Annotated in this window: 15 protein-coding genes; 10 read left to right on the forward strand and 5 right to left on the reverse strand. The window is 55.8% G+C overall.

What is annotated here, in order from left to right; genetic code table 11:
- Positions 1–80: 80 nt before the first annotated feature.
- The 4 genes from cydD (at position 81) to infA (ending at position 4801) form a co-directional block, all read left to right on the forward strand.
- The gene (gene cydD / locus ACVV26_RS14100) at positions 81–1847 is read left to right on the forward strand and encodes a heme ABC transporter permease/ATP-binding protein CydD (protein ID WP_474797757.1); all 1767 of its coding nucleotides are present in this window, start codon (positions 81–83) and stop codon (positions 1845–1847) included.
- Positions 1848–3581: a heme ABC transporter ATP-binding protein/permease CydC gene (gene cydC / locus ACVV26_RS14105; RefSeq protein ID WP_474797759.1), complete on the forward strand. Its 1734-nt coding sequence runs from the start codon at positions 1848–1850 to the stop codon at positions 3579–3581.
- A gap of 31 nt (positions 3582–3612) precedes the next feature.
- Positions 3613–4320, forward strand: coding sequence for a leucyl/phenylalanyl-tRNA--protein transferase (aat, locus tag ACVV26_RS14110; RefSeq protein ID WP_474797761.1), 708 nt, complete (start codon positions 3613–3615; stop codon positions 4318–4320).
- Between the two features lie 262 nt (positions 4321–4582).
- Entirely contained in the window at positions 4583–4801 is a 219-nt protein-coding gene (infA, locus tag ACVV26_RS14115) for a translation initiation factor IF-1 (RefSeq protein ID WP_001040187.1), read from the forward strand.
- A gap of 91 nt (positions 4802–4892) precedes the next feature.
- Here the strand turns inward: infA and clpA are convergent, their stop codons facing one another.
- Both clpA and clpS read right to left on the reverse strand, forming a co-directional pair.
- Entirely contained in the window at positions 4893–7166 is a 2274-nt protein-coding gene (gene clpA / locus ACVV26_RS14120; RefSeq protein WP_312978646.1) for an ATP-dependent Clp protease ATP-binding subunit ClpA, read from the reverse strand.
- A 28-nt stretch (positions 7167–7194) separates the two neighbouring features.
- Positions 7195–7515, reverse strand: a complete 321-nt coding sequence (gene clpS / locus ACVV26_RS14125) for an ATP-dependent Clp protease adapter ClpS (RefSeq protein WP_002463110.1) — start codon at positions 7513–7515, stop codon at positions 7195–7197.
- A gap of 325 nt (positions 7516–7840) precedes the next feature.
- Here clpS and cspD point away from each other — a divergent pair, with 325 nt between their 5' ends.
- Positions 7841–8065, forward strand: a complete 225-nt coding sequence (cspD, locus tag ACVV26_RS14130) for a cold shock-like protein CspD (RefSeq protein ID WP_312978642.1) — start codon at positions 7841–7843, stop codon at positions 8063–8065.
- A 73-nt stretch (positions 8066–8138) separates the two neighbouring features.
- On the opposite strand, the gene macB is transcribed toward cspD, so the two are convergent.
- Complete coding sequence (gene macB, locus ACVV26_RS14135) at positions 8139–10079, reverse strand: macrolide ABC transporter ATP-binding protein/permease MacB (protein ID WP_474797763.1); 1941 nt, start codon at positions 10077–10079, stop codon at positions 8139–8141.
- A complete protein-coding gene (gene macA / locus ACVV26_RS14140; RefSeq protein WP_474797765.1) occupies positions 10076–11191 on the reverse strand; it encodes a macrolide transporter subunit MacA in 1116 nt (371 codons plus the stop codon). The genes macB and macA overlap by 4 nt, the downstream gene beginning before the upstream one ends.
- Positions 11192–11344: 153 nt before the next feature.
- Between macA and ACVV26_RS14145 the strand changes: the two genes are divergently transcribed.
- Positions 11345–12304 (forward strand): VirK/YbjX family protein, encoded by a 960-nt coding sequence (locus tag ACVV26_RS14145; RefSeq protein WP_474797767.1) that lies wholly within the window; start codon positions 11345–11347, stop codon positions 12302–12304.
- Here ACVV26_RS14145 and ACVV26_RS14150 read toward each other — a convergent pair.
- Positions 12301–13959: an ATP-dependent endonuclease gene (locus ACVV26_RS14150; protein ID WP_474797769.1), complete on the reverse strand. Its 1659-nt coding sequence runs from the start codon at positions 13957–13959 to the stop codon at positions 12301–12303. The two genes, ACVV26_RS14145 and ACVV26_RS14150, sit on opposite strands and share 4 nt — an antisense overlap.
- Positions 13960–14342: 383 nt before the next feature.
- Here ACVV26_RS14150 and aqpZ point away from each other — a divergent pair, with 383 nt between their 5' ends.
- The 4 genes from aqpZ to hcr all read left to right on the forward strand — a co-directional run bounded on the left by aqpZ (position 14343) and on the right by hcr (position 18835).
- Positions 14343–15038, forward strand: a complete 696-nt coding sequence (gene aqpZ, locus ACVV26_RS14155) for an aquaporin Z (protein ID WP_474797771.1) — start codon at positions 14343–14345, stop codon at positions 15036–15038.
- 123 nt (positions 15039–15161) lie between these two features.
- Positions 15162–16061, forward strand: a complete 900-nt coding sequence (locus ACVV26_RS14160; RefSeq protein ID WP_474797773.1) for a LysO family transporter — start codon at positions 15162–15164, stop codon at positions 16059–16061.
- A 143-nt stretch (positions 16062–16204) separates the two neighbouring features.
- Positions 16205–17857, forward strand: coding sequence for a hydroxylamine reductase (gene hcp / locus ACVV26_RS14165; protein ID WP_474797775.1), 1653 nt, complete (start codon positions 16205–16207; stop codon positions 17855–17857).
- 9 nt (positions 17858–17866) lie between these two features.
- Positions 17867–18835 (forward strand): NADH oxidoreductase, encoded by a 969-nt coding sequence (hcr, locus tag ACVV26_RS14170; protein WP_474797777.1) that lies wholly within the window; start codon positions 17867–17869, stop codon positions 18833–18835.
- Positions 18836–18868: the final 33 nt, after the last annotated feature.

An 18868-nucleotide genomic window follows, 5' to 3' on the forward strand; every position in this document is an offset into this window, starting at 1 on the left:
CCTTTCTTTTTTTGTCGTTGTAACATGGCTGCGCTCTTTCACATCCTTAGTTCACTGGACTTTCGCCTGCTTACAACCCGATGAATAAATCCCGCCAACAAGAATTGACCCGCTGGTTAAAACAGCAAAGTGTAATTTCCCGTCGCTGGCTGAATCTCTCGCGTCTGCTGGGCGTGGTGACCGGGCTGTTAATCATTGCCCAGGCCTGGATTCTGGCCCGCATCCTTAACCACATGATCATGGAAAACATCCCCAGGGAAGCACTGCTGCTGCCCTTCGTCCTGCTGGTGCTGATTTTTATTCTGCGCGCCTGGCTGGTGTGGGTACGGGAAAAGGTGGGCTTTCGCGCCGGGGTGCATATTCGCCGTGAAGTGCGCCGCCTGGTGCTGGACCGTCTCCAGGAAGCAGGCCCGGCCTGGATCAGCGGTAAGCCCGCTGGCAGTTGGGCCACATTAATCCTTGAACAAATTGATGACATGCATGATTACTATGCCCGCTATCTGCCGCAAATGGCGCTGGCAGGGGCGGTTCCGCTGTTAATCGTGCTGGTGATTTTCCCGGTAAACTGGGCCGCCGCGCTGATTTTGTTATGCGCCGCGCCGTTAATTCCGATGTTTATGGCGATGGTGGGTATGGGTGCTGCCGATGCGAACCGCCGTAACTTCGCCGCGCTGGCACGTCTGAGCGGCAACTTCCTTGACCGCTTACGCGGTCTGGAAACCCTGAGGCTGTTTAATCGTGGCGCAGCGGAAACCGAAAATATCCGCGAAGCGTCGGTAGATTTCCGCCGCCGCACCATGGAGGTGCTGCGCCTGGCATTCTTGTCCTCCGGCGTGCTGGAGTTTTTCACCTCATTATCCATTGCGCTGGTGGCGGTATATTTCGGCTTTTCCTATCTGGGCGAGCTCGATTTCGGCCACTATGGCCTCGGCGTGACGCTATTCGCAGGCTTCCTGACGCTGATTCTGGCACCGGAATTTTTCCAGCCGCTACGCGATCTCGGCACGTTCTACCACGCGAAAGCCCAGGCGGTTGGCGCGGCGGATAGCCTGAAAACGTTCCTCGAATCGCCGCTACAAAGCGCGACGCGCGGCACCTTTAAGCTCAGCAATAACGACCCGATCACACTGCGCGCCCATAATTTGATCGTGCTTTCACCGGAAGGCAGTGCGCTGGCGGGCCCGCTCACCTTTACGCTTGGTGCGGGCCAGCGAGTCGCCATCGTCGGGCAAAGCGGCGCGGGTAAGAGTTCGTTGCTCAATGTTCTGTCGGGCTTTTTGCCTTATGAGGGCTCGCTGACGGTCAATGATATTGAGCTGCGCGATCTCGATCCGCAGGCCTGGCGCGAGGTTTTAAGCTGGGTGGGGCAAAATCCCCAGTTGCCTGCCGCCACGCTGCGCGACAACGTGCTGCTTTCCGCCCCTGATGCCAGCGAGCACGCGCTGCAAAACGCGCTGGAGAACGCCTCGGTTAACGAGTTTATCGCGCAGTTACCCCAGGGCATCGACACGCCGATTGGCGACCAGGGCGCAGGTTTATCCGTGGGGCAAGCCCAGCGCGTCGCCGTGGCGCGCGCGTTATTGACGCCATGCAAACTGTTGATGCTGGATGAACCCGCCGCCAGCCTTGACGCCCATAGCGAAATGAAAGTCATGCAGGCGCTTAACGCGGCGTCGCGCAACCAAAGCGCATTGCTGGTAACCCATCAGCTCGATTACATCAGCGAGTGGGATGAGATCTGGGTGATGCGTAACGGCCATATCGTCGAACAGGGTCGTTTCGACATGCTCGCCAGTGCTAATAGTCACTTTGCCGCGTTGCTCGCCCATCGTCAGGAGGAAATTTAAATGCGCGCGTTGATTCCCTACCTGGCGCTGTATAAGCGTCATAAATGGATGCTCAGCCTCGGCGTGGTGCTGGCGATTATTACCCTGTTGGCCAGCATCGGTTTGCTGACGCTGTCTGGCTGGTTCTTATCCGCCTCCGCCGTAGTGGGGGTGGCCGGGGTTTACAGCTTTAACTACATGTTGCCCGCCGCCGGGGTGCGCGGCGCGGCGATCACCCGTACTGCGGGGCGTTATTTCGAGCGCCTGGTGAGCCATGACGCCACGTTCCGGGTGCTGGCCCATCTGCGGGTGTACACCTTTACCAAAGTGCTGCCGCTCTCCCCTTCCGGCATTGCCCGTTTTCGCCAGGGCGAGTTGCTTAATCGCCTGGTGGCAGACGTGGACACGCTCGACCATCTCTATCTGCGGGTGATTTCGCCGCTGGTGGGGGCGCTGGTAGTGATTCTGGTGGTTGCCGTTGGGCTGTCGGTGCTGGACGTGACGCTGGCGATGACGCTTGGCGGAATTATGTTCCTGACCGTACTGCTGCTGCCTCCGCTGTTCTATCGCGCCGGTAAAGGGACTGGCGAAGCGCTCACCTCGCTGCGTGCGCAGTATCGCCAACAATTAACGGCATGGCTGATTGGTCATGCGGAGCTGACCATTTTCAATGCCGCCGATCGCTATCGCGAGACGCTGGACACCACGGAAAGCGAGTGGCAGGAAGCCCAGCGCCGCCAGGCGGGGCTGACGGCTCTGTCGCAGGGCGTGATGATGCTGATTAGCGGCATGACCGTGGTGCTGATGCTGTGGATGGCGGCGGGCGGCGTGGGCGGCAATACTCAGCCTGGCGCGCTGATTGCGCTGTTCGTGTTCTGTGCGCTGGCGGCGTTTGAAGCGCTGGCCCCGGTGACAGGCGCATTCCAGCATTTAGGCCAGGTGATCGCCAGCGCGTTGCGCGTGACGCAACTGACTGAACAGCAACCTGACGTCACCTTTACTGACGCGACAATTGCCGCGCCAGAGCAGACGGCTGTCCAATTCAATAACGTGAGTTTCCGTTACTCTCAGCAGGCGCAACCGGCGCTCAATCAGGTGTCATTGACCCTGAACGCCGGGGAGCGCGTGGCGCTGCTGGGCCGCACCGGCTGCGGTAAATCAACGCTGTTGCAGTTGCTTACCCGCGCCTGGGACCCGCAGTCTGGCGAAATCACGCTTGCAGGCCGCCCGCTGACGCATTACAGCGAAGACGCGTTGCGCGCCAGCATGAGCGTGGTGCCGCAGCGCGTACATTTGTTTAGCGCCACACTGCGCGATAACCTGCTGCTTGCCGCGCCGCAGGTCAGCGACGCGCGGCTTGCCGATACGCTGCGCCTGGTGGGTCTTGATAAGCTTTTGGAAGACAGCGGCTTAAACAGCTGGCTGGGCGAAGGCGGCCGCCAGCTTTCCGGCGGAGAGTTGCGTCGTCTGGCGATTGCCCGCGCCCTGCTCCATGATGCGCCGATGATGTTGCTTGATGAGCCAACGGAAGGGCTGGACGCCGAAACCGAACAGCAAATTTTAACGCTGCTGAATAACGTGACGGTAAATAAAACCGTATTAATGATCACCCATCGCCTGCGCGGTTTGGCTGATTTCAACCAAATCGTAGTGATGGATAATGGTCAAATTATTGAAAGTGGAAATCATGACGAATTGATGGCGAAACAGGGTCGATATTACCAGTTTCGCCAATCCTCCGTAGTCTATGATTGAACGATAACGTCCTGCGGTGGAGCCTGGTAAGATGCGTCTGGTTCAGCTTTCTCGTGAGTCAATCACCTTCCCGTCGCCGGAAGGTGCATTGCGGGAGCCGAATGGCCTGTTGGCCCTCGGAGGCGATCTCAGCCCTGCGCGTCTGTTAATGGCCTACCAACGCGGTATTTTCCCGTGGTTTTCGCCGGGTGACCCCATTTTATGGTGGTCGCCCGATCCTCGTGCGGTGCTGTTCCCCGACCAGTTTCACATCAGCCGCAGTATGCGACGCTTTCATGCCAACTCGCCCTATCGCGTGACGCTCAATCACGCTTTCGACGAGGTGATCGACGCCTGCGCCAGCGATCGTAGCGAAGGCACGTGGATCACCCCGGACGTGCTCACCGCTTACGTAAGGCTGCATGAACTCGGCCATGCGCATTCGATTGAGGTGTGGCATCAGGACCACCTGGTGGGCGGAATGTATGGCGTGGCGCAGGGTGCGCTGTTTTGCGGCGAGTCGATGTATAGCCGCCGCGAAAATGCCTCGAAAACCGCGCTGCTGGTGTTTTGCGACTATTTTATTCGCCAGGGCGGCAAGCTGATTGACTGCCAGGTGCTGAATAATCACACCGCGTCGCTGGGCGCAGTGGAAATTGCCCGGCGCGATTACCTGAATTACCTCAGCCTGCTGAAACCGCAGCCGCTGCCGTCGCATTGCTGGGTGCCTAAAGTGCTGTTTGATCACCGCGATAAATAATGTATTCCGCACATTTAGCGAGACAGTGCTATACTCTTGCCCGCAGAGAAAACTCTTCACATTACCCGCCGCCGTTTAGGATCCCCTGTTTAGGCTCTACTTCCCCTTTACGTTTGCGTTCTGGATGCGGTGTATCCGTGTCGCGGGTCATGCGAAGAATCAACTTTGCCGGTTTATCAACCGCAAAATCTTTACATATTTGGTGAACTTGGGCATTATCTTGCCGGTTCAAAACATTGGTAGTGATACCCCAGAGGATTAGATGGCCAAAGAAGACAATATTGAAATGCAGGGTACCGTTCTGGAAACGTTGCCTAATACCATGTTCCGCGTTGAGTTGGAAAACGGTCACGTGGTTACTGCTCATATTTCCGGTAAAATGCGCAAAAACTACATCCGCATTCTGACGGGCGACAAAGTGACTGTTGAACTGACCCCGTACGACCTGAGCAAAGGCCGCATTGTCTTCCGTAGTCGCTAAGCATTAATCGAATCGGCGCTGCTGGCTTGCGGCGCGTTGAATACAAAAAGGCCGGGTGAATCACCCGGCCTTTTAATTTATCACATTACGCTTAGTGCGCCGCTTCCGGCTTGTGCTTTTGCGCGCTCTGGAAGTGATAGGTCAGTTCACCTTTCTCTTTATCCAGCGCCACGGTCACCTGGCCGCCATCCACCAGCGAACCGAACAGCAGTTCGTTAGCCAACGGTTTTTTCAGGTTGTCCTGGATAACGCGCGCCATTGGACGTGCGCCCATCGCCCGGTCGTACCCTTTCTCTGCCAGCCAGTCACGCGATTCCTGGCTTACTTCCAGAGAAACGCCTTTCTGATCCAGCTGCACCTGGAGTTCGACGATAAACTTGTCGACCACCTGATGAATCACCTCGGTGCTGAGATGGTTGAACCAGATAATGTTATCCAGACGGTTACGGAATTCCGGCGTGAAGATCTTCTTGATCTCTTCCATCGCGTCGGTGCTGTTGTCCTGCTGGATAAGACCGATGGTCTTACGCTCAGTTTCACGGACACCGGCGTTAGTGGTCATCACCAGGATCACATTGCGGAAATCCGCCTTGCGGCCGTTGTTGTCGGTCAGCGTACCGTTGTCCATCACCTGCAACAGCAGGTTAAATACGTCCGGATGCGCTTTTTCGATTTCATCAAGCAGCAAGACCGCATGGGGATGCTTGATAACGGCATCGGTCAACAGCCCACCCTGGTCGAACCCGACATAGCCCGGAGGCGCGCCAATCAAACGGCTGACGGTATGGCGTTCCATATACTCGGACATATCAAAGCGCAGCAGTTCAATCCCCAGCGATTTCGCCAGTTGGACGGTGACTTCGGTTTTCCCCACCCCGGTCGGCCCGGCGAACAGGAATGAACCCACCGGCTTACGGTCGTGACCCAGACCGGCACGGCTCATCTTGATGGCTTCGGTTAAGGCCTCAATAGCGGTATCCTGGCCGAATACCAGCATTTTCAGGCGGTCGCCAAGGCTCTTCAGCGTATCGCGATCGCTGGCCGAGACGCTTTTCTCCGGGATACGGGCAATACGCGCCACCACCGATTCGATATCCGCCACGTTGACAGTTTTCTTGCGCTTGCTGACCGGCATCAGGCGAGCACGGGCACCGGCCTCGTCGATGACGTCGATGGCTTTATCCGGTAGATGGCGGTCATTGATGTATTTGACCGACAGCTCTACGGCGGCGCGCACCGCTTTGGCGGTATAACGCACATCGTGATGCGCTTCGTATTTCGGTTTCAGACCGTTAATGATCTGCACCGTTTCTTCTACCGACGGCTCAGTAATGTCAATTTTCTGGAAGCGACGCGCCAGAGCGCGGTCTTTTTCAAAAATATTGCTGAATTCCTGATAGGTGGTAGAGCCGATCACGCGGATTTTGCCGCTGGAGAGCAGCGGTTTAATCAGGTTGGCGGCATCCACCTGCCCGCCCGACGCCGCGCCCGCACCAATAATGGTGTGGATCTCATCAATAAACAGGATGCTGTTGGTATCCTGCTCCAGCTGTTTAAGCAGGGCTTTAAAGCGTTTTTCGAAATCGCCGCGGTATTTGGTGCCCGCCAGCAGCGAACCGATATCCAGCGAATAGATATTGCAGTCTGCCATGATTTCCGGCACGTCGCCCTGGACAATACGCCAGGCGAGGCCCTCGGCGATGGCGGTTTTACCGACCCCGGATTCACCCACCAGCAGCGGGTTATTTTTCCGGCGGCGGCACAGCACCTGGATTGCCCGCTCCAGCTCCTTATCACGGCCAATCAGCGGGTCTATTCCGCCGACGCGCGCAAGCTGGTTGAGATTGGTGGTGAAGTTTTCCATACGCTCCTCCCCGCCTGCTTGCTCTTCGTTAACTGGATTTTCTGAGCCACTGGATTGATGCGGTTCATCTTTGCGCGTGCCGTGAGAAATGAAGTTCACCACGTCAAGACGGCTGACTTCATGTTTACGCAGCAGGTAGGCAGCCTGGGATTCCTGCTCGCTGAAAATTGCCACCAGCACGTTCGCGCCTGTCACTTCGCTACGGCCTGACGACTGTACGTGGAATACGGCGCGTTGCAGCACGCGTTGAAAACTCAACGTCGGCTGGGTGTCGCGCTCCTCTTCGCTCGCCGGGAGCACGGGCGTGGTTTGTTCGATGAAGGCTTCAAGTTCCTGTCGCAGCGCCACCAGATCCACAGAACACGCTTCCAGCGCTTCGCGGGCCGATGGGTTACTGAGCAAAGCCAGTAACAGATGCTCGACGGTCATAAACTCATGTCGGTGCTCGCGCGCTCTGGCGAAAGCCATGTTTAAACTGAGTTCCAGTTCCTGGTTGAGCATAGGCACCCCCCTCAATATAATTCGCCGTTCAGGCGAGTTCCTGCGTACACAGCAACGGATGCTCGTGCTTCCTGGCATATTGATTCACCATCGCCACTTTGGTCTCAGCGACTTCTGCGGTGAAAATGCCGCAGATGGCTTTCCCTTGATAGTGAACCGTCAGCATCAATTGTGTTGCACGCTCTACATCATAAGAAAAGAACTTTTGTAGCACGTCAATAACAAATTCCATTGGCGTGTAATCATCGTTCATTAACATAACTTTATACATAGATGGCGGTTTTAGCCCCTCATCAAGCTTATTTTCCGCCAGTCGCTCAAAATCCAACCAATCGTTCGTCTTACCCATTGCCCACTTTCATCGCTGGTTAACTAAACAGTAAGCAGGCCGTCAGCCCGCTGCTCATCCAGTTATACGCCATTTGAATCTACCTTAACTTACAGATAACTATCATCTATCGTTGCTATCCGCGAACACTGTCACATTAATGGCAATAGCGTTAACTGCTTCAAAATTTTGACTGATTCTTGTCCATTTCACCCCGTCAGACGCTTGACGCGTTGCCTGATTTCTCTAAATTGTACAGGCGTGAGTTGGCGAGGTTTTGAACAGCGCACCCTCACCCACCGGTTCATTCCATCTTACTTATAAGATTCATGAAGGATGTCGAAGCATGGAGACGGGTACTGTTAAGTGGTTCAATAATGCCAAAGGGTTTGGTTTTATCTGCCCTGAAGGCGGCGGCGAAGATATATTCGCCCACTATTCCACCATCCAGATGGATGGTTACCGTACGCTCAAAGCCGGACAAGTTGTCAGGTTTGATGTACATCAGGGGCCCAAAGGCAACCATGCCAGCCTCATCGTTCCTCTGGAAGCAGAGACGGCAGTCGCTTAACGCGTCTGTTTTATTGTGTACATCCCACACCTAAAATGCCAGCCTCCGCGCTGGCATTTTACTTTTTCTGAGATTACTCCCGCGCCAGCGCATCCACCGGATTTAACCGCGCGGCATTGCGCGCCGGCAGCCAGCCAAACAAGATACCGGTGGCCGTAGAACAGACAAACGCCGTTAAAAGCGCCAGCCCCGAAAAGCCAATCTGCCAGCCGGGCAGGAACAACTGTAAGGTAAAGGCGATAAGTAAGGATAGCCCAATGCCCAGTGCGCCGCCGACCAGGCAGACCAGCACCGCCTCGATGAGAAACTGTTGTAATACATCGCTGGCCCGCGCGCCAACCGCCATCCGGATGCCGATTTCCCGTGTCCGTTCAGTAACGGACACCAGCATGATGTTCATCACACCGATCCCGCCAACTACCAGCGAAATCACCGCCACCAGGGTTAAAAACAGCTGTAGCGTACGGGTGGTTCGTTCCGCCGTTTGCAGGAAGCCGTCCATATTCCAGGTGAAGAAATCTTTTTTGCCGTGGCGCAGGGACATCAGGCGCGCAAGCTGCTGCTCGGCTTCCTGGCTGTTATAGCCCTCTTTGACCCGCACGGTAATGGAGTTGAGCCATGACTGGCCCATTACCCGGCCCGACATAGTAGAGTACGGCAGCCAGACGCGCAGGATTTTACTGCTGCCGAACATCGACTGTTTCTCCTGAGCTACGCCGATGATGGTCGCAGGCATATTACCCACCAGGATCACCTCGCCCACCACGTTGAGCTTATTAGGGAACAGCTGGCGGCGGGTGTTTTCATCAATCACCACCACCTGGGCGCGGCCCTGATGCTGCGCCTGATTGAAGGTGCCGCCTTCGCTAAAGGTCATGCCATAAACGTTAAAATACTGCTCGCTGACGCCGTTGGCGCTGGCCGCCACGTCTTTATTTTCGTAACGCACCCGCAGGTTGCTGGACAGCGCTGGCGTCGCTGAACGCACCCAGGGCTGTTTCTGAATCGCCACCAGATCGTCGTATTTCAGCGCCTGCTGGTACTGCGGATCGTCATCACCGAAATCAGTACCGGGATAAATATCGATGGTGTTGGTGCCGATAGAGCGAATATCCTCCAGCACCAGTTGCTTCGCCGCGTCGCCCACCACCACGATAGACACCACCGACGCGATGCCGATGATTATCCCCAGCATGGTCAACAGAGTGCGCATTTTATTGGCCGCCATCGCCAGCCACGCCATGGTGAACGCCTCGCGAAAGCCGCTGGTAAACTGCTGCCAGCCGCTTTCTATCGGCGTGCGCTCAATCTTCGCGGCGGCGCGGCCCGTTACGGCGGGCGGGTTGCTGATGATTTCGCCGTCGCGGATTTCGATGACTCGCTCGGCCTGGGCAGCCACCGCCGGATCGTGGGTAACGATAATGACCGTATGACCGTTATCGCGCAGCTGTTTCAGCGTGGCGATCACCTCTTCGCCGGAATGGCTGTCCAGCGCGCCGGTGGGTTCGTCGGCGAGGATCACCTGGCCGCCGTTCATTAATGCCCTGGCGATACTGACGCGCTGCTGCTGGCCGCCGGACAACTGCGACGGTGAGTAATCCACACGCGCCGCCAGCCCTAACCTCTCAAGCAGTTCACGGGCGCGCTGCTGGCGGGCTTTACGGCCGGCGCCTGCGTAGATCGCCGGGATCTCGACGTTTTGCGCCGCCGTTAAGTGCGACAGCAAGTGGTAGCGCTGGAAGATAAAACCAAAATGCTCGCGACGCAGCTGCGCCAGTTCATCGCTATTGAGCGTTGAAACGTCAACGCCCGCCACGCGGTAAAGGCCCGACGTCGGCTTATCAAGGCAGCCGAGAATATTCATTAGGGTGGATTTGCCCGAGCCGGAGGCACCGACAATCGCCACCATTTCACCGGCGTGAATACTTAGCGTCACGCCTTTCAGCACGTCGACCGGTTCGCCACCGGAAAGATACTGGCGGTGAATATCGGTCAGTTCAAGCAATGCCGTCATTGTGCCGCTCCGGGCGTGGTTTTACCGGTGACCACTTCTTCACCCTCTTCCAGGCCCTTGACGATTTGTACCTGGGTATCATTACGCGCGCCGATAGTCACCTCGCGCTCGCGGGTCTCGCCGTTACGCATAATAGTGATGCGGTAGCGGTTATCGCCGATCGGGTCGCCCAGCGCCGACAGAGGTATCGTCAACACGTTTTTCGTCCCACTGAGCTGGATATGTACCTGGGCAGTCATGTCCAGCCGCAGTACGCTTTGCGGATTCGGCACTTCAAAACGGGCGTAATAGAAAATCGCGTCATTCACTTTTTCCGGCGTCGGCAGGATATCTTTCAGCACGCCTTCATAGCGGGTTAACGGGTCGCCCAGTACGGTAAACCACGCCTTAAGCCCCGGACGCAGATGAATAATATCCGCCTCCGACACCTGGGCTTTCACCAGCATAGTGCTGAGATCGGCAAGGGTCAGAATGTTTGGTGCCTGTTGCGCAGCGATCACCGTCTGGCCCTGCAGCGTGGTAATTTGCGTCACTTCACCCGCCATCGGGGCGATGATCCGGGTGAAATCAAGGTTAGTTTTGGCGGTATCCAGAGAAGCCTGGTTACGCTTGATTTGCGCGTCAATGGTGCCGATTTGCGCCTGTTTGACGGTGAGTTCGGTGGCCGCAGTATCCAGATCCTGGCGGGAAATGGCCTGAGTTTTAGCCAGCGCCTGCTGGCGGCCCAGGGTAACTTTCGCCAGTTGCATTTCCGCCATTGCCTGCTGGCGCTGTGCGCGAAGTTCCTGTAAGGTCGCTTCCACTTCTTTAATCTGGTTTTCCGCCTGTTCCGGGTCAATTACCCCCAAAAGCTGGTCTTTTTTCACTTTATCGCCAATTTCTACCGACAGTGTTTTAAGCTGACCGCTGACCTGCGCACCTACGTCGACTTTTTTCAGCGCGTCGAGTTTGCCGGTCGCCAGCACGGTTTGCTCCAGATCGCCTTTGCGGACAATTAGAGTCTGGTACTGCGGCTGCGGCGCGTTCAACGTTTTCCAGGCCCCTATCCCCGCGAGCAATACCACAACCGCCAACACCAGATACCGCTTTTTGAATTTTCCCTTAAAACGCATAAATCCCGGGTCTCTTTAGTCATCTGTCCATTGCGTTTAGCTAAACGCACCCTCAACAAGAACGATTCTACCCTGCTACGCCCGTACTTATTGAATTTTCATTGAATCTGGCTCTGCTCAAATACAGGCTCGTTTAACTATCGAGCTACTGCCATGTCCACTTTTATCGACACTACTCACTTTGAACAACACGCACCACGCACCGGCTGGCAGCTGTTTAAATTGCTCGTAACAGGCCAGTGGATGCCCGGCAGCGCCTGGCAAAACCGCCGCTACCGCCAAAAATTTCTGCTGCGCGCATTAGCCACGCCAGTATCGACTAAAAAGTTGCTCAATTCACTGGCCAGCCAGCCGTACCTGGAGGCGCTGTTGCAGGCGCAACCAGGCTTGCCTTGCCGGTTACACCGCCCCTATCTGTCAGTGAATACCAGCCGACATCAGGCGCAGGCGGCGCTGGATTTTCACTATAAACAATTAATCCAGCTTTTACCCGCAGCGCTTTTGCTGTCGCACTGGTCAAGTCAGGGCGCAAGCCTGGCGCAGTTAACCGGCAAGAACGGGGAGCAGTACCGCATCCAGCTCGCGGCACTGTCGATGCTGGATAAAGAAGGCGAGTCTACGCTGGTCTTTTGTGATCACAATGACACCGTGCTGGCGGAAATGACCTTTACGCTGTGCCAGCGCAACGGCACACCGACGCTGTTTATCGGTGGATTACAGGGCGCGAAAAACTGGGTGCCGCATGAAAACATCCAGATCGCCACCAAAGCCTGTCACGGGCTGTTCCCGAAGCGTCTGCTGCTGGAAACCGCCTGCCATTTAGCGCCGCTGTTGAAAGCCACGCAGATTCAGGCCGTGGGTAATGACACGCATATTTACCGCAACTGGCGCTACGCCAAAAAGAAAAAAGACAAGCTGCATGCAGATTACGACAGCTTCTGGCTGTCGATGGGCGGCGATCCCGGCGATGACGGGTATTTTATGCTGCCAAACGCGATCACCCGTAAACCCATGGAGGAGATCGCCAGTAAGAAGCGCGCCGAATACCGTCGCCGCTATGAGCTTCTCGATAGCCTTGCGGCGCAGGTTGTCTCAGGCATCAGCACGCGTTAATCGGCACGTCCCCGCGCCAGCCATAGCACGCGGGAAAACATTTTGCGCAGCAGGTGCGGTACGGCGTCCACGCCCCGCCGCCCTGCTTCCAACGCCACTTCAATCGCCAGGTCCGGTTTTGAAGAGCGGTGGATCGCCTTCGCGATCACCCGGCGCATATTCATCGGGATGTTTTCCGGCAGTTGCGCCACGCGGTGAAAGACATCAGAGAAGCCTTCGCGATACATAAAGTGTTCCATATCCATGGCGGGCAGCGCGGTGAGATGTTCGCGTTCGTGGTCGCGGTCGTTATTCAGGATGCTGCGTACCGTAGCGGCATATTTTTTACCGGCTTCGTCGCCGTCCACCAGCACGTGCCATTCGATACCCATCCGCCGGGCGAATTTAATCAACGGTTTTAAACCCGACTGGGCAAATTCAATCACCCTGACCCCTTCGGCATCGAAATGGTGGCCGCACTGGCGCGCCAGTTCGTTAATTACCCAGACTTCGGTTTCCCCTTCTACCAGCAACCAGCAGCGGGCGAACAGCGCCGCCGGTCGGTTAAAGCGGATATGAAACGCAATGCGGCGGTTGTCTTCGGCATTCAGGCCGCCCGGCCCCAGACGCCAGGCGGAAACCCGCGCAGACTCACGCACCAGGCGGCACACCTGTTCAACAGGCGTCAGCGACAGCAGTTCACTGGAGTTGGTGGTGGTGATTTTTTGCAGCGGCAGTAAATTCAGCAATTGCCAGGCCACGGAGAGCATGATCGGATGCAGCCGGGTTTCAGGGTCCTCCACCAGCAGCAGCGGACGCGCGTCGCGATCCAGTTTTACCGTTCCTTTCGCTTGTAACAGCGTGGAAAACAGGCCCAGCAGGATCACCCGGTGGGTGCGGCTGCCAGGCTTGTCGATCATGCGGTTTATCACGTCCAGGTAGCGCCAGCTACGCTGTTCGTCATGGGAACGGCGGCGCAGCAAACGGTGGCGCGCCTGGTCGCTGCTCTGTTCGGCGAAATAGTGTTCGAGCAGTTGCACCATCGCCGACAGCCCCTGGCGGATCTGGCCATCGGTGAGATTTTGCGGGCGCGCCACCAGTTCGCGGGCCAGAAAATCGAGCTGGCGGGCAGTGACTTCCACTTCCGGTGCGCCAGGCAAGGTGCCGGTACGGATACGCTGCATAAAACGCGCATCACGTAAACGCAGCACCGGGCTCAGGCGAATCAGATGGCAGGCCAAATTATCGATATCATCCAGGTCCAGCGGCTCGCCCCGGCTGTTGAGAAAGCTGCGCAGCGTCATGACCGCGCCATCGTCGGCCAGTTCGCCTTCCAGACGGTAATAAATCCGCGCGTAGCCATCATCGCCGCGATCCCAGACCTCGTTCAGATGACGGTAGCGCCGCCCGTTATGGCGGCCTGGCTGGGTTTCGCGGAAGGTCAGAATGATATGCAGATGATGTTCCCGGCCATGAATATCCCCCGGCGGGAACCAGAAGTCATCGCGCGTAAAATGGTAGAGATCGGCGCCCGGTGCCAGCAGCAATGTCAACGCGTCCAGCAGGCTTGATTTACCCCAGGCGTTTTCACCAATCAGCACATTGGTGTGCTCCAGCATTAACGACAATCGATTGATGCCGCGAAAACCCACTATCTCTACGCGCTCAAGGAACATATTCTCTCCCGTTGTAGCTTTCTGTCCTTTATAGCATGGCAGTATAGCGGCAGGTTTTCATGGCTGTCACCGTAACGCGCAAAGCATGTTGAATTATTTATGCTATCGTATTGATATATTATTGAGCGTTAGTTAATTTTTATATTTTTTAATAAGAAAATCTCCTGAGAATATCGTGCTCAATAGGAAAGAGATTAAACCGCGAATAGTCAATTTGTTTTTGGTCAAATTAAGCGCATTTATTTATCTGGTCATTATTGCGTGAGCCTCCTTAAAATACTGCCGCTTTTACTATTTAGCGATCGTTGAATAGTGTCTTTCAAAATCACAATAATCAATCGCAACTGATTAGAAATATTTATCTATTAAATACTGAGGTGGGTATGTTTAAGAAATTAATGGCTGAAGGGTTTGGCACCTTCTGGCTGGTATTTGGCGGCTGCGGCAGTGCCGTACTGGCAGCGGCATTTCCTGAACTGGGAATTGGTTTTACCGGTGTGGCACTGGCATTTGGCTTAACGGTATTAACGATGGCGTATGCGGTAGGTCATATTTCCGGCGGCCATTTTAATCCGGCAGTAACGTTAGGATTATGGGCAGGCGGTCGTTTCCCGGCGAAAGATATTCTCGGTTATATTATTGCGCAAATTATCGGCGGTATTCTCGCGGCAGCCGTGCTTTATTTAATCGCCAGCGGGAAAGCGGGTTTTGATGCTGCCGCCAGCGGTTTTGCTTCTAATGGTTATGCTGAACATTCACCTGGCGGATATTCCCTGCAATCCGCGATGATTATTGAATTTGTATTAACCTGCGCATTCCTGATGATTATTCATGGCGCGACGGATAAAAATGCTCCGGCCGGTTTTGCGCCGCTTGCTATCGGCCTGGCGCTGACATTAATCCATTTGATCAGCATTCCAGTGACCAACACCTCAGTAAACCCGGCACGCAGTCTGGCGGTGGCCATTTTCCAGGGGGGATGGGCGCTGCAACAGGTCTGGCTGTTCCTGGTAATGCCCATTATCGGCGGCATTTTCGGCGGCGTTATTTACCGCACGCTGCTTGAAAAACGCAGCTAATCCCTGAAAGGCCTGCTAAACGCAGGCCTTTTGCATAAAAATCTCTATTTTTTGAGGCTTTACTCATTTCCTGGCTTTGGGTAGTGTTATGAGGCTCACTTTCTGCAAGGACCTCGATTTCTCATGTTGTCAGGATTACTGATTATTTTAGTGCCGCTCATCGCCGGTTATCTTATTCCCCTCAAAAATACCGCCGCGTTAAAAACTATTAACCGCCTGCTGAGCTGGATTGTTTACGTAATCCTGTTTTTTATGGGGATAAGCCTGGCGTTCCTCGATAACCTGAGCAGTAACCTGCTGGCGATTTTTCATTACTCCGCCGTCAGCGTGGTGGTGATTTTATTGTGTAACTGCGCAGCCCTGTTCTGGCTTGATAAATCCCTGCCCTGGCGGCATAACCACCATCAGGAAAAATTACCGTCGCGCATCGCTATGGCGCTGGAGTCGCTTAAACTGTGCGGCGTGGTGGTACTGGGTTTCGCGCTCGGGTTAACCGGCATGAATTTTCTTATCCACGCCACCGAGGCCAGCGAATATACCCTTATCTTTCTGTTATTCCTGATTGGGATCCAGCTGCGCAACAACGGTATGACGCTGCGTCAAATCGTTCTTAATCGCCGGGGCATGATCGTGGCGGTGCTGGTTGTCGGCAGTTCGCTGATAGGCGGCGTAATCAATGCTTTTATTCTCGACCTGCCGATCCGCACCGGTCTGGCAATGGCATCGGGTTTCGGCTGGTATTCGCTTTCGGGGATATTAATGACCGAATCCTATGGCCCGGTGATCGGCAGCGCGACCTTCTTTAACGATCTGGCCCGCGAACTGGTGGCGATTATGCTGATCCCCGGTCTGGTGCGCCGCAGTCGTTCAGCGGCGCTGGGTCTGTGCGGCGCAACCTCGATGGATTTTACCCTGCCCGTACTGCAACGCAGCGGCGGCCTGGAGATGGTGCCCGCCGCGATTGTTCACGGCTTTATTCTCAGCCTGCTGGTGCCGTTATTAATGGCATTATTCGCCGCCTGATTTCTTTCTGGCGATGCATAAGAGCATCGCCAAAATTGCGCTAAATCAATCTCCGGTCATATTGCAGTAAAAATCACTTTTAACCCTTTTCACAGACGCATAATCTTAAACATGTATATCAAATATAACTTTAAGGTATCATTATGTTTTGTGTGCAATGTGAACAAACCATCCGTACTCCTGCCGGCAACGGCTGCTCATACGCTCAGGGTATGTGCGGCAAAACTGCCGAAACATCCGACCTGCAAGACTTACTGATCGCCGCACTGCAAGGCCTGTCCGCATGGGCGGTTAAAGCGCGTGAACTGGGCATTATCGATCATAAAATCGATAACTTCGCCCCGCGCGCGTTTTTCTCTACCCTGACCAACGTCAACTTCGACTCCCCGCGCATCGTTGGCTACGCCCGTGAAGCTATCGAAAAACGCGAAGCGCTGAAAGCGCGCTGCCTGGCGGTAGACGCCACTGCCACCGTTGATAATCCGATGGCTGACCTCCAGCTGGTCAGCGCCGATCTGGGCGATTTACAGCGTCAGGCAGCGGAATTTACCCCGAACCGCGACAAAGCCGACATCGGCGAAAACATTCTCGGTCTGCGCTTACTGTGCCTGTACGGCCTGAAAGGCGCGGCGGCGTACATGGAGCACGCCCATGTGCTGGGCCAGTACGACAACGAAATCTACGCGCAGTATCACCAGTTTATGGCGTGGCTGGGCACCTGGCCTTCCGATATGAATGCCCTGCTGGAATGCTCTATGGGCATCGGCCAGATGAACTTCAAAGTAATGAGCATCCTGGACGCAGGCGAAACCGGTAAATACGGCCACCCGACTCCGACTCAGGTTAACGTTAAGCCCGTTGCCGGCAAGTGCATCCTGATTTCCGGTCACGACCTGCTGGATCTGCACAACCTGCTGGAACAGACTGAAGGCACCGGCGTCAACGTCTACACCCACGGCGAAATGCTGCCAGCGCACGGCTACCCGGAACTGCGTAAGTTTAAACACCTGGTCGGCAACTACGGCAGCGGCTGGCAGAACCAGCAGACTGAGTTTGCTCGCTTCCCTGGCCCAATCGTGATGACTTCTAACTGCATCATCGACCCGACCGTAGGCAGCTACGACGACCGCATCTGGACCCGCAGTATTGTCGGTTGGCCGGGCGTGAACCACCTGGAAGGCGACGATTTCAGCCCGGTTATCGAGCAGGCGCAACAGCTGCCAGGCTTCACCTACAGCGAAATCGAACATCTGATCACCGTCGGCTTTGGCCGTGAAACCCTGCTGGGCGCTGCCGATTCCCTGATCGACCTGGTGAGCCGCGAAAAACTGCGCCACATCTTCCTGATCGGCGGCTGCGACGGCGCGCGCGGCGAGCGTAACTACTTCACTGATTTCGCTACCAGCGTTCCGCAGGACTGCCTGATCCTGACCCTGGCGTGCGGTAAATACCGTTTCAACAAACTGGACTTCGGCAACATCGAAGGCCTGCCGCGTCTGGTGGATGCCGGTCAGTGTAACGATGCATACTCTGCCATCATCCTTGCCGTGACCCTGGCGGAAAAACTCGGCTGCGGCGTTAACGATCTGCCGCTGTCGCTGGTGCTCTCCTGGTTCGAACAGAAAGCGATTGTGATCCTGCTGACCCTGCTGTCGCTGGGTGTGACCAATATCGTCACCGGCCCGACGGCCCCAGGCTTCCTGACGCCGGATCTGCTGGCGGTGCTTAACGAGAAGTTTGGTCTGCGTTCCGTGACCACCGTTGAAGAAGATATGCAGCAGCTGCTGAGCGCGTAAGGAGAACCTATGACGATGCCAACCTCTCAATGCCCGTGGCGGATGCAGGTACACCATATCCAACAGGAAACCCCGGATGTCTGGACCCTGTCGCTGTTCTGCCACGATCATTATTCGTACAAAGCCGGACAGTATGCGCTGGTGAGTATCCGTAACAGCGCAGACACACTGCGAGCCTATACGATTTCGTCAACGCCTGGCGTGAGCCCGTTTATAACGCTGACTATCCGCCGTATCGACGAGGGGGTTGGCTCGCAATGGCTGACCGGTGAAGTGAAACGCGGCGACTATATCTGGCTGTCGGACGCCCAGGGCGACTTTATCTGTGAAGATAAAAACACCGACCGCTTCCTGCTGCTGGCGGCAGGCTGCGGCGTGACGCCGATTATGTCGATGCGCCGCTGGCTGGCGAAAAACCGCCCGGAAGCGGACGTGCAGGTGATTTTCAATGTACGTTCACCGAAAGACGTGATTTTTGCGCAAGAGTGGAAAAACTACCCGGTCACCCTGGTGGCGGAAGTGACCAACGAACCGGGTTTCATCGAAGGCCGCTTAACCCGCGAAATCCTGGCCGCCGTGCCGGATATCGCGTCGCGCACCGTAATGACCTGCGGCCCGGCACCGTACATGGACGCGGTTGAAGAGAATGTAAAAGCGCTGGGCGTGACCCAGTTCTTCAAAGAGAAGTTCTTTACACCGGTTGCCGAAGCGGCCACCAGCGGCCTGAAATTCACCACGCTGACCCCAGCCCGTGAATTCTACAGCCCGGTAGGCACCACGCTGCTGGAAGCGCTGGAAAGTAACAAGGTGCCGGTTAACGCCGCCTGTCGCGCCGGGGTTTGCGGCTGCTGCAAAACCCGCGTGATGTCTGGCGAGTATACGGTTAACAGCACCATGACGCTGACCGAGCGGGAAATCGCCGAAGGCTATGTACTGGCCTGTTCGTGCCACCCGCAAGGGGATTTAGTGCTGGCTTGATTGAGTTAAAAAAGGCGCTGAAAAGCGCCTTTT

Source organism: Atlantibacter sp. MEI4A-1023, assembly GCF_056155425.1.